This is a genomic window from uncultured Ramlibacter sp. (assembly GCF_936925435.1).
Lineage (GTDB): Bacteria > Pseudomonadota > Gammaproteobacteria > Burkholderiales > Burkholderiaceae_C > Ramlibacter.
In genome coordinates this window covers 103,603-118,304 of sequence record NZ_CAKZHQ010000022.1, presented here as the reverse complement: position 1 = coordinate 118,304, position 14,702 = coordinate 103,603, and the positions used below count along the sequence as shown (strand labels likewise).

Annotated in this window: 13 protein-coding genes; 9 read left to right on the top strand and 4 right to left on the bottom strand. The window is 68.7% G+C overall.

Annotation, left to right across the window (positions count from 1 at the left end; all coding sequences use genetic code 11):
* Positions 1-82: 82 nt before the first annotated feature.
* The 7 genes from Q0632_RS10645 (at position 83) to Q0632_RS10615 (ending at position 9,018) form a co-directional block, all read left to right on the top strand.
* Positions 83-1,012, top strand: coding sequence for a LysR family transcriptional regulator (locus Q0632_RS10645; RefSeq protein WP_298928667.1), 930 nt, complete (start codon positions 83-85; stop codon positions 1,010-1,012).
* 48 nt (positions 1,013-1,060) lie between these two features.
* Positions 1,061-1,882 (top strand): prolipoprotein diacylglyceryl transferase, encoded by an 822-nt coding sequence (lgt, locus tag Q0632_RS10640; protein ID WP_298928665.1) that lies wholly within the window; start codon positions 1,061-1,063, stop codon positions 1,880-1,882.
* A gap of 87 nt (positions 1,883-1,969) precedes the next feature.
* Entirely contained in the window at positions 1,970-2,635 is a 666-nt protein-coding gene (locus Q0632_RS10635; protein ID WP_298928662.1) for a GntR family transcriptional regulator, read from the top strand.
* Positions 2,635-4,104 carry a malonyl-CoA decarboxylase family protein gene (locus Q0632_RS10630; RefSeq protein ID WP_298928657.1) on the top strand — a complete coding sequence of 490 codons (1,470 nt, stop codon included), beginning with the start codon at positions 2,635-2,637 and terminating at the stop codon, positions 4,102-4,104. The genes Q0632_RS10635 and Q0632_RS10630 overlap by 1 nt, the downstream gene beginning before the upstream one ends.
* 63 nt (positions 4,105-4,167) lie before the next feature.
* The gene (locus Q0632_RS10625; RefSeq protein WP_298928654.1) at positions 4,168-6,294 is read left to right on the top strand and encodes an alpha/beta hydrolase domain-containing protein; all 2,127 of its coding nucleotides are present in this window, start codon (positions 4,168-4,170) and stop codon (positions 6,292-6,294) included.
* A 94-nt stretch (positions 6,295-6,388) separates the two neighbouring features.
* The gene (locus tag Q0632_RS10620; RefSeq protein ID WP_298928913.1) at positions 6,389-7,348 is read left to right on the top strand and encodes a tripartite tricarboxylate transporter substrate binding protein; all 960 of its coding nucleotides are present in this window, start codon (positions 6,389-6,391) and stop codon (positions 7,346-7,348) included.
* A 143-nt stretch (positions 7,349-7,491) separates the two neighbouring features.
* Positions 7,492-9,018, top strand: a complete 1,527-nt coding sequence (locus tag Q0632_RS10615; RefSeq protein ID WP_298928651.1) for a malonyl-CoA synthase — start codon at positions 7,492-7,494, stop codon at positions 9,016-9,018.
* 4 nt (positions 9,019-9,022) lie between these two features.
* Here the strand turns inward: Q0632_RS10615 and Q0632_RS10610 are convergent, their stop codons facing one another.
* Positions 9,023-9,646: a pyridoxamine 5'-phosphate oxidase family protein gene (locus tag Q0632_RS10610; RefSeq protein ID WP_298928648.1), complete on the bottom strand. Its 624-nt coding sequence runs from the start codon at positions 9,644-9,646 to the stop codon at positions 9,023-9,025.
* Between the two features lie 58 nt (positions 9,647-9,704).
* Here Q0632_RS10610 and Q0632_RS10605 point away from each other — a divergent pair, with 58 nt between their 5' ends.
* On the top strand, positions 9,705-10,097 hold the full coding sequence (locus tag Q0632_RS10605) for an energy transducer TonB (RefSeq protein WP_298928645.1): 393 nt from the start codon (positions 9,705-9,707) through the stop codon (positions 10,095-10,097).
* A 14-nt stretch (positions 10,098-10,111) separates the two neighbouring features.
* Positions 10,112-10,384, top strand: coding sequence for a hypothetical protein (locus tag Q0632_RS10600; RefSeq protein WP_298928642.1), 273 nt, complete (start codon positions 10,112-10,114; stop codon positions 10,382-10,384).
* Between the two features lies 1 nt (position 10,385).
* On the opposite strand, the gene Q0632_RS10595 is transcribed toward Q0632_RS10600, so the two are convergent.
* The 3 genes from Q0632_RS10595 to Q0632_RS10585 are packed head-to-tail and all read right to left on the bottom strand — an operon-like array spanning position 10,386 to position 14,645.
* On the bottom strand, positions 10,386-10,853 hold the full coding sequence (locus tag Q0632_RS10595; protein ID WP_298928639.1) for a GNAT family N-acetyltransferase: 468 nt from the start codon (positions 10,851-10,853) through the stop codon (positions 10,386-10,388).
* A 16-nt stretch (positions 10,854-10,869) separates the two neighbouring features.
* Positions 10,870-13,953: an FAD-binding and (Fe-S)-binding domain-containing protein gene (locus Q0632_RS10590; RefSeq protein ID WP_298928636.1), complete on the bottom strand. Its 3,084-nt coding sequence runs from the start codon at positions 13,951-13,953 to the stop codon at positions 10,870-10,872.
* The gene (locus tag Q0632_RS10585) at positions 13,950-14,645 is read right to left on the bottom strand and encodes a GntR family transcriptional regulator (RefSeq protein ID WP_298928631.1); all 696 of its coding nucleotides are present in this window, start codon (positions 14,643-14,645) and stop codon (positions 13,950-13,952) included. The genes Q0632_RS10590 and Q0632_RS10585 overlap by 4 nt, the downstream gene beginning before the upstream one ends.
* Between the last annotated feature and the right edge of the window lie 57 nt (positions 14,646-14,702).

Sequence of the window (14,702 nt, the reverse complement as noted above, 5' to 3'; positions counted from 1 at the left end):
GTTCTGGGGGAAGGGGCAAAGTATGCCCCCGCCGACTGATTCTTTCCAATCCGTTTTTCGCCTCGATTAATATGTCTGGCATATGAGTGACGCATCCCCTGAACCCTGGATCGACCTGCGCCTGTGGCGCCAGTTCGTGGCCGTGGCCGAGGAGCTGCATTTCGGCCGTGCCGCGCTGCGCCTGCACATGACCCAGCCGCCGCTGACCCAGGCCATCGCCAACCTGGAGCAACTGCTGGGCGTGCGCCTGTTCGACCGCAGCAAGCGCAGCGTGCAGCTGACCGAGGCCGGTGCCGCCTTGCTGCCCGAGGCGCGCGCGCTGCTGGCGCGGGCCCAGGCCCTGCCGGCCCAGGCCCGGGCCGCGGCCGAGGGCGGGGCAGGGCGCTTGCGCGTGGCCTTCGTCTCCACCGTGGGCTTTGACCTGCTGCCGCGCTGGGTGCGGGGCTTTCGCGCCCAGCATCCGCAGGTGCAGCTGGAGCTGATCGAAGCCACGGGCGACGTGCAACTGCAGGCGCTGGAGCGCGGCGACATCGATGCCGGCTTCATGCTGCATTCGCCCGGCTTCGCGCCGCCGGGCCTGGAGCAGCTGCGCATCGCGCGCGAGCCGCTGGTGCTGGCCCTGCCCGAGCAGCACCCGCTGGCCGGCGCGCAGCCGCTCTTGCTGCGCAAGCTGCTGGACGAACCGCTGGTGATCTTCCCGCGCCGCATCCTGCCCTCGCTGCACGACGCCATCTTCGGCCTGTACCACGCGGCCAGCCGCGCGCCGCTGGTGGCGCAGGAGGCGATCCAGATGCAGACCATCGTCAACCTGGTGGCGGCCGGCCTGGGCCTGGCCTGGGTGCCCGAGAGCGTGCGCCAGTTCCAGCGCCCGGGCGTGGTCTACCGCAGCCTGGAGGGCACGGGCAGGAAGGCTGCGCCGGCCTGCGAGACCAGCCTGGTGTGGAGCGCCCGGCCCGCCGGTGCGACGCTGCAGCGCTTCACCGAATTCGCCCGTCAGCAGCTTCGCAAGTAGGGCTGGCTGGCGGCTCCGGCGTCACAGGCGGCGGGCACAATACGCCGCATGCTGATGTTTCCCCAGATCAATCCCGTCGCGCTGCAGCTCGGCCCCCTGTCCATCCACTGGTACGGCCTGACCTACCTGGCGGCCTTTGGCTTGTTCCTGTTGACGGCGCACATGCGCCTGAAGCACCAGCCCTATGCCGCCATCACCGGCCCGGGCGCCTGGAGCGCCAAGGACGTGGAGGACATGCTGTTCCTGGGCGTGCTGGGCGTGGTCGCGGGCGGCCGCATCGGCTACTGCCTGTTCTACAAGCCCATGTACTACGCCACCCACCCGCTGGAGATCTTCTTCGTCTGGCAGGGCGGCATGAGTTTTCATGGCGGCCTGCTGGGCGTGATCGTCTCGCAGTGGTGGTTCGCCCGCTCGCGCGGCAAGCCCTTCTGGCAGGTGATGGACTTTGTCGCGCCCTGCGTGCCGCTGGGGCTGGCGGCCGGCCGGGTCGGCAACTTCATCAACGGCGAGCTCTGGGGCAGGGCGGCCGACCCCTTGCTGCCCTGGGCCATGGTGTTCCCGCAAAGCGGCTCCATGGTGGCGCGCCACCCGTCCCAGGTCTACCAGTTCCTGCTCGAAGGCGTGCTGCTGTTCGTCCTGTTGTGGCTGTACGCGCGCCGCCAGCGCAAGCAGGCGCAGGTCTCGGCTGTGTTCCTGATCGGCTACGGCATCTTCCGCTTCATCGCGGAGTTCTTCCGCGAGCCCGACGCCCACCTGGGCCTGCTGTCGCTGGGCATGAGCATGGGCCAGTGGCTGTGCGTGCCCATGGTGCTGGCCGGCATGGGCCTGTGGTTGTGGGCCAACGGCCGGGCACAGGTCGGCCGGCCCTAGGGTTTCTCCCGGCGATTTTTCCCCCACGGCTGGGTGCCGGGTGCTCATAATTACCCGTAATTACTTGAAATTACGGAGCAAGAGCCCATGCGCCTGGTCCACAGTTCCCTGCACGACGACGTCGCCGACCGGCTGCGCGAGCTGATCTTCGCGGGCGAGCTGGCGCCCGGCAGTTTTCTCGACGAGGTCAAGCTGGCGGGCGAGTTGGCAATCTCGCGCACGCCGCTGCGTGAAGCCCTCAAGGTGCTGACGGCCGAGGGCCTGGTGCGCCACGAGCCGCGGCGCGGCTGCTTCGTGGCCGAGGTGACCGAGCAGGACCTGGACGAGATCTTTCCCGTCATCGCCCTGCTGGAAGGGCGCTGCGCCTACGAGGCCGCGCGCAACGCCAGCGACACCGACCTGCAGGCGCTGGAAGCCTTGCACGACAAGCTCAGCCGCCACGCCAAGGCCAGGCGCATCAACGACTACTACGCCGCCAACTTCGCCATCCACGAGGCCATCATCAAGCTGGCGGCCAACCACTGGCTGGCCCAGGTGATCACCGGTCTGCGCAAGATCGTCAAGCTGGCGCGGCTGCAGCAGCTGCACGCGCCGGGCCGGCTGGAGCAGAGCCTGTCCGAGCACCTGGCGGTGTTCGCGGCGCTCAAGGCGCGCGACCCCGAGGGCGCGGAGGCGGCCATGCGCACCCACCTGACGCGCCAGCGCGGGGCCCTGCGCGAGCTGGCCCGCAACCAACGCTCGAGGCTGGCCTGATGGACACGCCGACCTGGATCACCCGGGGCGTGGCCGTGCTGCGCCCCAAGCTGGCGGTGGCTGCCGATGCCGCCTCGGCCCGGCCCGAGGCCAGGGCCGCCACCGACGCCAAAGCCGCGACGCCGGGCAATGGACGCTCCACCCGCGAGCGCCTGGGCGCCACCTTGCGCAAGGGCGAGGAGGCGCTGTCGCCGCGCGTGCTGCGCCGCACGCTGGAAGAACTGCAGGCCATCGTCGACCCGCGGGTCAGCGAGGTCGAAGGCGGGCGCCGCGCCATGGGTGTGGCCCGCTGGTACGCCAAGGCCACGCCGGAGCAGCGGCGCGACATGTGGCTGCTGATGAGCGAGCAGTTCACCGCCGACCCGGCCAAGGTCAAGAAGGCCCAGGCCCAGTACGCGGCGGCTGTGGGCACGCCCGACGAGGCCGCCGCCGAGGTGCAGTACCGCCGCGCCACCGTCTCGCCGCGGCGCCGCCTGCTGCAGCGCTTTTCCGCCAACCCCGGCGGCATCCGCCTGCTGGTGGAGATGCGCGCCGAGATGCAACCCCACATCAAGGCCGACAAGCGCCTGGCGGCCCTGGACGTGGAGATGGAGTACATGTTCTCCACCTGGTTCGACGTCGGCTTCCTGGACCTGCAGCGCATCAGCTGGGATTCACCGGCTTCGCTGATCGAAAAATTGATCAAGTACGAGGCGGTGCACGACATCCGCAGCTGGGCCGACGTGAAGAACCGCCTGGACAGCGACCGCCGCTGCTATGGCTTCTTCCACCCGCGGCTGGAAGGCGAGCCGCTGATCTTCGTCGAGGTCGCCCTGGTCGATGACATGGCCGGCAGCATCACGCCCTTGCTTGATGAGGCAGCGGAGCCGGCCGATCTGTCCAAGGCGACGACGGCGATCTTCTATTCCATCAGCAACACCCAGGCCGGCCTGCGCGGCGTGAGCTTCGGCGACTCGCTGATCAAGCGGGTGGTGGAGACGCTCAAGCTGGAGTTCCCCAAGCTCAAATGCTTTGCCACGCTCTCGCCCATCCCTGGCCTGCGCGGCTGGCTGGGCAAGAACGCCGCCAGTTTGCTCGAGCAGATGGACTCCAAGCCGCGCGCCGAACTGGCCCGCGCCCTGGAGGGTGAAGCCACGCCCGACAGGCTGCTGGCCGCGCTGGACAAGCCGCTGGAGCTGGACGCCAAGTCGCCGCTGCGCGCCTTTGCGCTGGCCGCCGCCGCGCAGTACCTGGGCCGCGAGACCAACGAGGGCAAGCCGGCCGACCCGGTGGCGCGCTTCCACCTGGGCAACGGCGCACGCGTCGAGCGGCTCAATTGGGCGGCCGACCCCTCGGTCAAGGGCCTCAAGCAGTCCTACGGCCTGATGGTCAACTACCTTTACGACTTGAAGCGACTGGACAAGCACCGCAGCCAGCTGGCCGAGGGCAAAATCGCCGTGTCGTCCGCCGTCGAGGGCTTGCTGCCATGAGATAGCGCGGAGCCAGGGTCGCAGAACCCTGCAGCCAAAGATAACAACGAGGAGACAAGAGACATGCCAATTCACCGCTTCACTGCGTGCGGCGCCGCCGCGGCCCTGGCCGCCTTGGGCTTGCTGGCCTTGCCGGCCCAGGCCCGGGTCACGCGCATCGTCATCGACGAGAGGGTGCCGCTGGCCGCGGCTGCCTCCGGAGGTGTCGCCTTCGAGCAGCTGGCCGGCCGCGCCTTCGGCGAACTCGATCCCAAGCTGCCGGTCAACGCCATCATCCAGGACGCCGAACTGGGCAAGGACGCGGACGGCAAGCTGCGTTACGTGACCACCTTCGTCATCACCAAGCCGGTGGACCTCAAGCAGGCCAGCGGCGTGCTCTGGCACGAGGTGCCCAACCGCGGCAACCGGCGGCCCAACGTGGTGCAGGAGCGCGCGATGGGCGACATCGACCTGACCAGCGCCTGGCAGGGCGACAACGCCGGCGCGACGACGGTGCGTGCCACGGCGGCGGTGGAGCAGCCGCACTGGCTCAAGCTGCCGGTGGCGAAGAACGCCGACGGCTCGCCGGTGACCGGCGAGGTCTTCGGGCGCATCGTCAACCGTTCGGGGCCGGGCTCGCAGCCTCTGATCGTGCAGACCAACCCCGTGCCCTACAAGCCCACCAGCCTGGACACGCGGCAGGCGCGGCTGGTGTCGCGCGCGGCCGAATCCACCCGCGGCGAGGTGATCGGCGAAACGCTGATCGCGCCCACCGACTGGGCCTGGGCCAAATGCGATGCGGCCAATCCCTTCCCCGGCACGCCCGACCCCACGCAGATCTGCCTCAAGAGCGGCTTCGACGCCGGCAAGCTCTACCAGGTGGTGTTCAAGGCGGCCGATCCCTATCTGCTGGGCGTGGGCTTTGCCGCCTGGCGCGATGTCGGCGTGTTCTTCAAGACGGCCAAGGCCGACGACACGGGCACGCCCAACCCGATTGCCGGCGCCGTCACCCACAGCATCGGGCGCGGCGTCTCGCAGTCGGGCAATTTCCTGCGCGGCTGGCTGCACCTGGGCTTCAACCAGGACGAGACGGGCCGCCAGGTGCACGACGGCCTGTGGCCCATCATTGCCGGGCGCCGCATCGCCCTGAACTTCCGCTGGGCCCAGCCCGACGGCGTGCTGGAGCTGTACCAGGCCGGCAGCGAGGGACCGCAATGGTGGTCGCGCCATCCCGACCCGCTGCGCGGCGGCGCGCCCGGCGGCATCCTGGAGCGCTGCGAGGCCAGCCGGACCTGCCCGAAGATCTTCGAGCACTTCGGTTCGGCCGAGGTCTGGGCGCTCAAGCTCACGCCCGAGTGGGTGGGCACGGACGGCAAGGCCGACCTGCCCCTGCCGTCCAATGTGCGGCGCTACTACATCGCCAGTTCCAACCACGGCGGTGGCGCCGGCGGCTTCGACACCAGCCTGCCCGGCGTGGGCCTGCCCACCACGGGCGCGGTCTGCCCAGGCAACAACTACGGCACGGGCCTGCTGCCGGCCAACCCGGTGCCGCACACGGAAACGGTGAATGCGCTGCGCGTGCACCTGCGCAACTGGGTGATGAAGGGCACGCAGCCGCCGGCAAGCCGTTGGCCGACCCTGGCCGCCGCCAGCGGCGAGGCACGGGGCACGCTGGCGCCGGCGCACAAGGCCGGCATCGGCTTTCCCACGCTGCCCCAACTGCGGCCCACCGTGCCCGAGCCCGACTTCATCATGCCGGTGCTGGACTACGACTGGGGTCCGGGCTTCAACCCGGCCGACGGCTCGGGCGTGGCATCGCTGGCGCCGCCGCCCGTGCGCCAGGTGCTGCCCATGTACGCGCCGCGGGTGGACGCCGACGGCAATGAGCTCGGTGGCGTGCCCGTCGTGCTGCTGGAGGCGCCGCTGGGCACCTACCTGGGCTGGAACATCACGGCCGGCGGGGCGCGGCCCTTCCACCAGGGCCAGATCTGCAACTACGTGGGCGGCATGCTGCCGTTTGCCAGGACGGCGGCCGAGCGCCGTGCCTCGGGTGACCCGCGTCCCTCGCTGGAGGAGCGTTATGGCTCGCACGAGGGCTATGTGGCGGCGGTGCGCAAGGCGGCCGACAAGGCCCAGACACAGGGCTTTTTGCTGGCCGAGGACGCCCAGCGCCTGCTCCAGGCGGCCCAGGCCAGCGCGGTGCTGCGCTGAGGCAGCCACGGTGAGAGATTTCCGAGAGAATCCCCCTTCCAAACCAGAAAACCAGGAGAGACAAGAAGTGAACGCATTGAACCGACGCACCCTCATGCGCCTGGCTGCAGCCAGCGCCGCAACCTCATCGCCGCTGGCCTGGGCCCAGGCCAGCGCCTGGCCGACCAAACCGGTCAACATGGTCGTGCCCTTTGCTGCGGGCGGTGGCACCGATGCCTTCGGCCGCCCGCTGTCGGCGCAGTTCGCCAAGCAGACCGGCAAGAACCTGGTGATCGAGAACCGCGGCGGCGCCGGCGGCACGGTGGGTGCGAGCATCGCGGCCAAGGCCGCGCCGGACGGCTACACCGTATTCATGGGCGCTGTGCACCACACCATCGCGCCATCGATGTATCCGCGGCTGGACTACAACCTGGACCGCGACTTCGTGCCCCTGGTGCTGGCCGCAAGCGTGCCGCAGATCCTGGTGGTCAACCCCAAGAACATGCCCTTCAACGACATCAAGGGCTTCCTCGAAGCTGTGAAGAAGAGCCCGGGCCGCTACAACTACGGCTCGGCCGGCGCCGGCACCTCGCACCACCTGGCCGGCGAGCTGTTCAAGCAGCAGACCAAGACCTTCATCACCCACATCCCCTACACCGGCGCCGGTCCCGCCTTGCGCGACCTGGTCGGCGGCCAGGTGGACATGATGTTCGACGGCCTGGGCTCGAGCGCCGCCCACATCAAGGGCGGCCGCATCAAGGGCCTGATGGTCTCGGGCAGCAAGCGCAATGCCGCCTTCCCGGACATCCCCTGCGCCGCCGAAGTGGGCCTGCCCGACTACACCGTCACCACCTGGTACGGCCTGTGGGCGCCGAAGGGCACGCCGGCCGACGTGCAGGCCAGGATCGTCGAAGAGATGCGCAAGGCCATCAGCTCGGACGAGCTCAAGGCAGTCTGGGCCAACCAGGGCGCCGAGTTCCCCAACATGACGCCGGTGCAGTTCGGCGGCTTCGTCAGCAGCGAGATCAAGCGCTGGGCGGCCGTGGTCACGGCCTCGGGCGCGCGACTGGATTAGGACGCCACCGGTGCCGGGACGGCATGGCTGCTGTCTCGGCCCGTTTCATGCATCAAATCGGCTTGAAGCCCGCGCAGACAGGGCTCAATCAGCTACAAATACAATAGCAAACGCCACCCGACACCTCTCGCATCCCAGAAGAAATGAAGAACAACAACCTGTTTGCCGCGCTGCGCGGCGCCTTTCCCGGCGAGCTCGATGCGGTGGCGGTGGAGACCGACGACGGCCTGCGCTACTCCTGGCGCGACATGGAGCGGGCCACGGCCATGCTGGCCAACCTGCTCAAGTCGCTCAAGCTGCCCAAGGGCGCGCGGGTGGCGGTGCAGGTGGAAAAATCGGTGGAAGCGATGCTGTTGTACCTGGCGACGCTGCGCGCCGGTTATGTCTTCCTGCCCCTGAACACCGCCTACCAGAGCGCCGAGGTGGCCTACTTCCTGGGCAACGCCGAGCCCTCGGTGGTGGTCTGCAGCCCGAAGAACGCAGCCTGGGTGGGGCAGATCGCCAAGGCCGCCGGCACGGCCCATGTCCTGACCCTGGGCGACGACCGCAGTGGCACGCTGCTGGAGCGCGCCGCCACATGCAGCGACAAGCATGCGGTCGCCGTGTGCGGCGCCGATGACCTGGCCGCCATCCTCTACACCAGCGGCACCACAGGCCGCAGCAAGGGGGCGATGCTGACGCACGGCAACCTGCTGTCCAACGCCCAGGTGCTCAAGGACTACTGGGGCTGGAAGCAGGGTGACGTGCTGATCCACGCCCTGCCCATCTTCCATGTGCACGGCCTGTTCGTCGCCATCCATGGGGCCTTGCTCAATGGCAGCAAGATGCTCTGGATGGCCAGATTCGACCCCAGGAAGGCGGTCCAGGCCATGCAGGAGGCCACGGTCTTCATGGGCGTGCCCACGCTCTACGTGCGCATGCTGGCCGAGCCCGGCCTGACGCGGCGCGCCGTGGCCAACATGCGGCTGTTCATCGCCGGCTCGGCGCCGCTGCTGGTCGAGACCTTCCAGGCCTGGCAGGAGCGCACCGGCCAGACCATCCTGGAGCGCTACGGCATGAGCGAGACCATCATGCTCACCTCCAACCCCTATGCGGCGGTGCAGGGCGAGCGGCGCGGCGGCACGGTGGGCTTCCCGCTGCCCGGCGTGGGCCTGCGGGTGCGCGGCGACGACGGTCAGGAGTGTGTGACCGACGAGATCGGCAACATCGAGGTGCGCGGCCCCAATGTCTTTCCGGGCTACTGGCGCATGCCGGAGAAGACCAAGGAAGAATTCACCGCCGACGGCTGGTTCAAGACCGGCGACGTCGGCAAGATCGACGGCATGGGCTATGTGGTGATCGTGGGCCGCAGCAAGGACCTGATCATCAGCGGCGGCTACAACGTCTACCCGGCCGAGATCGAGGGCTACATCAACGAGATGCCTGGCGTGGCCGAGAGTGCACTGGTCGGCGTGCCGCACCCGGATTTCGGCGAAGTGGGTGTGGCCGTGGTGATCGCCAAGCCCGGCGCCAAGGTGGACGGCGATGCCATCGTCGCCAGCCTGAAGGCGCAACTGGCCAACTTCAAGATCCCCAAGCGCTGCTTCATCGTGCCCGAGCTGCCGCGCAACACCATGGGCAAGGTGCAGAAGAATTTGCTGCGCGAGCAGCACAAGGGATTGTTCGCCTGAGGCTTCAGTACAGCGTGTTGCGCTGCCGCTCCGGCAGCGCCTTGTCGTAGGCCGCGCCGTCGATGGCATCGGCGGTCAGCGCCGCCAGCATCGCGCCCGCGGTCGGCACCTTGGCCTTCACATCCGCATCCGCCGGCGGCCACAGCTTCGAGCGCTGGATGGCCCGCGCGCACTGGAAGTACACCGCCTCCACGGCAATCACCAGCACGCAGCGCGGGAGCTTGCCGTCCATGGCAAAGCGCTGCAGCAGCGCGGGGTCGGTGCTGATGCTGGCCTTGCCGTTGACCCGCAAGGTCTCGCCCACACCCGGCGTCATGAACAGCAGGGCCACGCGCGGGTCGGTCAGCAGGTTGCGCAGGCTGTCGACCCGGTTGTTGCCGCGCCGGTCCGGCAGCAGCAGGGTCTTGCTGTCCTCCACCACGACAAAGCCCGCTGGGTCGCCGCGCGGCGAGGCGTCCAGCCCGTCCGGGCCGCTGGTGGCCAGCACGGCAAACGGCGAGGCCTCGATCCAGGCGCGGTAGGCCGGGTGGATGTGGTCCACCTCCTTGCGCACGGACGCTTCGCCGACGTCGCCGTACAGGGCTTGGAGCTGGGGCAGGGTGGTGATGGTGTGGGAGGGGGCGGCCATGGAGACATTTTGCGACAGGCCGTCCTGGTATAAATCCCGGCTGACAAGGGAGAACCAAATGACCAGACCGCTGCTCGCTGCTGTGCTAGTCCTGGCATTGCTGGGCCTTGCTCCGCTCGCGAGGGCAGAGGCCGGCTGGCCCGAAAAGATCGTCACCATCGAGGACCTCGTCCCGCTGACGCGAATGCAGTTTCGCGTCGTCAGGAACAGGCGGGAAGCCGAGAAGGGTCTGGTTGGCCCTGCGGTATTGCGGGCCCACCTCGACGCGCAAGGCCTGGTCCGGCGTGTCGTGCTTGTTCAAAGCTGCGGTAGCCCGGCCTTTGACAAGTCGGCGATGGACGCCATGCTGGCCATGCGCTTCGAACCCAAGCTGGTCGAAGGTCAGCCGTCCGAGGTCACGCTGGTCGTGCCGCTGCACTTCCCCGTCGCCAAGGCACAGGCCGCGCCCTGAGCCCACTTCCGCCCATGCCGCTTCGCTGGATTCTCTTTGCCCTGTTGGCCAGTTGCCACGCCGCAGTGCTGGTCTTCCAGCCGCAGGCCTTTGCGCCCGCGGGGGCGGGGACGGTGTACCTGCCGCTCATGGCCTTTCACACAGCTGGTGTTCCTGTGTTTGCCACGGCGCAGTCAGGCGGCTGGGCGGCGCCGTCGCTGCTGGGATGGGTGGTGGTGGGCTGTCTGTGGGCAGCCATCTGGTGGGGCGTGGCCGTGATGGTGGCCAGACTGCTGGCCCGGCGCTGAATCAGCGCGGCTGCCGCACCACGTAGCGCACAAACCCGTCGGCCTGGGCGAACTGGTCGTACAGGCCGCGCGCCGCTTCGTTGTTCTCTTCGCGCGTCATCCAGTACAGGCGGGCCCAGCCTTCGGCGCGCATGGCGTTGCGCAGCCACTCGATCAAGGCCTTGCCTATGCCCTTGCCACGCGCTGAGGGGATGACGAACAGGTCTTCCAGGTAGCACACGGGCTGGGTCTCCCAGGTGTTCTCGTGGACCACGCAGTTGGCAAAACCGTAGACCTGGCCGTCGACCTCGGCCACGATGCACATGACGGCGGAGTCGGGGTCCAGGATGCGCTTCCAGGTGCGGTTGCTGACCTCGTCCGACAGCTTGACCTTGTAGAAGTCACAGTAGCCACGCCACAACTGGCGCCAGGCGGTCTCGTCGGCGGGCAGGGCGGCGCGGATCAGGGCGGTGGTGGGAAGAGTGGGCATGCGGATGATTGTGCCGTCATCGTCCTGTCATTGAGCTGAGTTGGGCCGCCAACAGGGCCGCGACGTGCACTGCTTCACGCTGCGCACCATCGTGGATCTGGTGCCTGCAACTGGTGCCGTCGGCCACCACGATGGCATCGGGCTGCTGGCGCACGGCCGGTAACAGGCTCAGCTCCGCCATCTGCATCGACACCTCGTGGTGCGCGGCCTCGTAGCCGAAGGCGCCTGCCATGCCGCAGCAGCTGCTCTCCACCAGCTGCGGCTTGCAGCCGGGAATGAGCTTGAGCACCTCCAGGATGGGCGTGACCGCGCCAAAGGCCTTCTGGTGGCAGTGGCCGTGCAGCAGCACAGGCTTGTCCAGCGGCTGCAGGCGCTCCTGCAGGGGCTGCAACTGGCCTGCAGCCAGCTCGCGCGCCAGGAACTCCTCCAGCAGCAGGGCGTGGCGCGCCACCTCCTGGGCCGGCGCGCCCAGGCCCAGTGACAGGTATTCGTCGCGCAGCGTCAGCAGGCAGGAGGGCTCCAGGCCGACGATGGCGATGCCTTTTTGAGCAAAGGGCAGCAAGGCCTCGATCACCTCGCGCGCCTTGGCGCGGGCTTCATCGACCAGGCCGCCGGCCAGGTAGGTGCGGCCGCAGCACAGATGGCCGCCGCCATCCTTCTGTTTCGTCGCCACATGGACGGTGTAGCCGGCGGCCTGCAGCACCTGCAGCGCGGCGCGGGCGTTGGCCGATTCGAAATGGCCGTTGAAGGTGTCGACAAAGAGCACGGCGGGCTTGGCCGCCAGCAGCACCTGCTCGCGCGTGGCGGCGGTCGATGGGCTGTTGAAGAAGTGGCGCGACTGCCAGGCCGGCAGGCTGCGTTGGGCCGACAGGCCCAGCAGCTTCTCGCCCAGGCCGGCCAGCACTTTGCTGCGGTTGCGCAGGTTCAGCAGGGGCGCGAAGCGGGCGGCCCAGCGGGCGTAGTCAGGCAGGCGGGTGACCAGCTTGTCTTTCAGCGACAGGCCCTGGACTTTGTTGCGCTGGTGCAGGTACTCGACCTTCATCTTGGCCATGTCCACGCCGGTGGGGCAGTCGCGCTTGCAGCCCTTGCAACCGACACACAGGTCCATCGCTTCGGCCACGGCGTCGCTGACCAGGCCTTGTGGGCCCAACTGGCCCGACAGCGCCAGCCGCAAGGTGTTGGCCCTGCCGCGCGTCACATGTTTCTCGTCACGCGTGACGCGGTAGCTGGGGCACATGGTGCCGGCGTCGAACTTGCGGCAGTGGCCGTTGTTGTTGCACATCTCCACCGCCTTGGCCAGGCCCTGGGCGGGGTCGCCGCCGGTGCCGGGGGCGCTGGTGCGCTCGGTGGCCGGGTCGTTCTGCACATCCCAGGCGCTCCAGTCCAGCGCCGGCGTCAGCGGGATGACCTTGTAGCTGGGCGCAAAGCGCATCAGCCGGGTGTCGTCCATCTTGGGCGGGTTGACCATGCGCTGGGGCGAGAGCAGGGCGATGGGATCGAACAAGGTCTTGATGTCGGCAAAGGCCTCGTCGATCTTCGGCCCGAACTGCCAGTGGATCCATTCGCCGCGGCACAGGCCGTCGCCGTGCTCGCCGCTGTAGGCGCCCTTGTACTTGCGCACCAGGGCGGAGGCTTCTTCGGCAATCGCCCGCATCTTGGGCGCGCCGTCACGCCGCATGTCCAGGATGGGCCGCACATGCAGGGTGCCGACCGAGGCGTGGGCATACCAGGTGCCCTTGCTGCCATGCTTGCGGAAGACCTCGGTCAGCGCGTCCGTGTATTCGGCCAGGTGCGCCAGGGGCACGGCGCAGTCCTCGATGAAGCTCACCGGCTTGCCGTCGCCCTTGAGGCTCATCATGATGTTCAGGCCGGCCTTGCGCACCTCCCACAGGTTCTTCTGCGGCGCCTCCTCGGTCATGCGCACCACCGAGCCGGGCAGGCCCAGGTCGGCCATCAGTTCCACCAGCATGTTCAGCTTGCGCACCAGGGCCGCGTGGTCGGCGCCGGCGAACTCCACCAGCAGCACGGCGTCGGGCTGGCCGATGACGGCGCTGCGGATCACCGGCGCGAAGGCCGGGTTCTGCAGCGACAGCTCGATCATGGTGCGGTCCACCAGCTCCACCGCCGTCAGTGTGCCTTCGCCGGCACTGAGCTGGCCGACGATGTGCTGGGCCGTGTCCATGGCCTTGTAGAAGCTGGGGAAGTTCACCACGCCCAGCACCTTGTGCGTGGGCAGCTCGGCCAGCTGCAGCGTCAAGGTCTTGGTCAGGGCCAGCGTGCCCTCGCTGCCAATGAGCAGATGCGCCAGGTTGACGCCGCCGTCGGCCGTGTAGGGCTTCTCGCTCTGGTTGCGGAAGATGTCCAGGTTGTAGCCGCCGACGCGGCGCATCACCTTGGGCCAGTGTGCATCGATCTCGGGTGCCAGCGTGGCCGCCAGGTCACGCACGCGCTCGCCGATGGCGCGGGCCGTGCCCGTGGCGTCTTCGTAGCGGCCGAAGGCATGGAGCGCGCCGTCCGAGGTCCAGGCCTGGGCCGCCAGCACGTTGTGCACCATGTTGCCGTAGGCGATGGAGCGGCTGCCGCAGGAGTTGTTGCCAGCCATGCCGCCCAGCGTGGCCTGGGCGCTGGTGGAGACGTCCACCGGATACCACAGGCCCAGTTTCTTGAGCTGCGCGTTCAGGTGGTCCAGCACGATGCCCGGCTCCACCGTCGCGGTGCGCTGCGCGGCATCGACCTCCAGCACGCGGCGCACGTGTTTGGCGTGGTCGATCACCAGGCCGGCGCCCACGGTCTGGCCGCACTGGCTGGTGCCGCCGCCGCGCGGCACGATGGGCACAGCCAAGTCGCGGCAGATGTCCAGCGCCAGCTTCACGTCCTCGGGGCTGCGCGGCACGAAGACGCCGATGGGCAGCACCTGGTAGATGGAGGCGTCGGTGGCGTAGCGGCCGCGGTCCGCGGGGGAGAACAGCACCTCGCCCTGGGTCTCCTGCGCCAGCCGCTGGGCCAGCTTGCCGGCCACCTCGTTGCTGGCGGCGGCCACGGCGTCATAGGCCTGGCCGGCGACTTCGCGCGTCACCTTCAAGGGCAGGGGAGCGTTCATTGCTTCCCTCCCACGGCTTGCGGCGCGTTCTCTGCGCGCAGTTGCTCCACAACGACGTCGCGCTTGTTGTGCAGGTGCTGCAACAGCACGGCGCGCATCGCGGCGCCGTCGCGTGCGGCCAGGGCTTCGATCATGCTGTCGTGCTCTTTCATGGCGCGCTTCCACTTGTCGCCGTCCTGGTTGGAGCGAAAGCGCAGGGCCTGCAGCCGGGCGTTGACCTGGTTGTAGGTGCTGGTGAGCACCGGGTTCTTGGCGGCGGCGTTGATGGCGTTGTGGATCTGGGCGTTGAGCCGGTAGTAGGCCGACAGGTCCTGCCGGGTGTAGGCGGCCATCATTTCGTAGTGGCTGGCGCGGATCTCGGCCAGCTCCGCATCGGTGATGCGCTGCGCCGCCAGTTCGCCCGACTGCGCTTCCAGGCCGGCCATCACCTCAAAGGTGTTGAGCACGTCGGCCTCGCTCAGCGACACGGCGATGGCGCCGCGGTTGGGCAGCAGTTCCACCAGGCCCTCGGCGGCCAGCATCTTGATGGCCTCGCGCAGGGGGGTGCGCGAGACCTGGAGCACCTCGGCCAGTTCACGTTCGTTGAGCTTGGCGCCCGGCGGGATGCGGCTTTCCACCAGCATCTGGCGCAGGCGCAGGGCGACCTGCTCATGCAGGGCGGTGCGCGGGATGGAGATCACTTCAGCTGTCATGGCGGGATTTTGTATGCAAATTAGCTGCTTTGTCAAAGGGCTCTTCAGTGGTGATCC

Excerpts from the sequence above, each read along its gene's own strand:
- Q0632_RS10600 (WP_298928642.1), top strand. The coding sequence starts at position 10,112 with ATGCCGCTTCGCTGGATTCTCTTTGCCCTGTTGGCCAGTTGCCACGCC.
- lgt (WP_298928665.1), top strand. The coding sequence starts at position 1,061 with ATGCTGATGTTTCCCCAGATCAATCCCGTCGCGCTGCAGCTCGGCCCC.
- Q0632_RS10610 (WP_298928648.1), bottom strand. The coding sequence starts at position 9,646 with ATGGCCGCCCCCTCCCACACCATCACCACCCTGCCCCAGCTCCAAGCC.
- Q0632_RS10590 (WP_298928636.1), bottom strand. The coding sequence starts at position 13,953 with ATGAACGCTCCCCTGCCCTTGAAGGTGACGCGCGAAGTCGCCGGCCAG.
- Q0632_RS10605 (WP_298928645.1), top strand. The coding sequence starts at position 9,705 with ATGACCAGACCGCTGCTCGCTGCTGTGCTAGTCCTGGCATTGCTGGGC.
- Q0632_RS10625 (WP_298928654.1), top strand. The coding sequence starts at position 4,168 with ATGCCAATTCACCGCTTCACTGCGTGCGGCGCCGCCGCGGCCCTGGCC.
- Q0632_RS10595 (WP_298928639.1), bottom strand. The coding sequence starts at position 10,853 with ATGCCCACTCTTCCCACCACCGCCCTGATCCGCGCCGCCCTGCCCGCC.
- Q0632_RS10635 (WP_298928662.1), top strand. The coding sequence starts at position 1,970 with ATGCGCCTGGTCCACAGTTCCCTGCACGACGACGTCGCCGACCGGCTG.
- Q0632_RS10630 (WP_298928657.1), top strand. The coding sequence starts at position 2,635 with ATGGACACGCCGACCTGGATCACCCGGGGCGTGGCCGTGCTGCGCCCC.
- Q0632_RS10620 (WP_298928913.1), top strand. The coding sequence starts at position 6,389 with ATGCGCCTGGCTGCAGCCAGCGCCGCAACCTCATCGCCGCTGGCCTGG.
- Q0632_RS10645 (WP_298928667.1), top strand. The coding sequence starts at position 83 with ATGAGTGACGCATCCCCTGAACCCTGGATCGACCTGCGCCTGTGGCGC.
- Q0632_RS10585 (WP_298928631.1), bottom strand. The coding sequence starts at position 14,645 with ATGACAGCTGAAGTGATCTCCATCCCGCGCACCGCCCTGCATGAGCAG.
- Q0632_RS10615 (WP_298928651.1), top strand. The coding sequence starts at position 7,492 with ATGAAGAACAACAACCTGTTTGCCGCGCTGCGCGGCGCCTTTCCCGGC.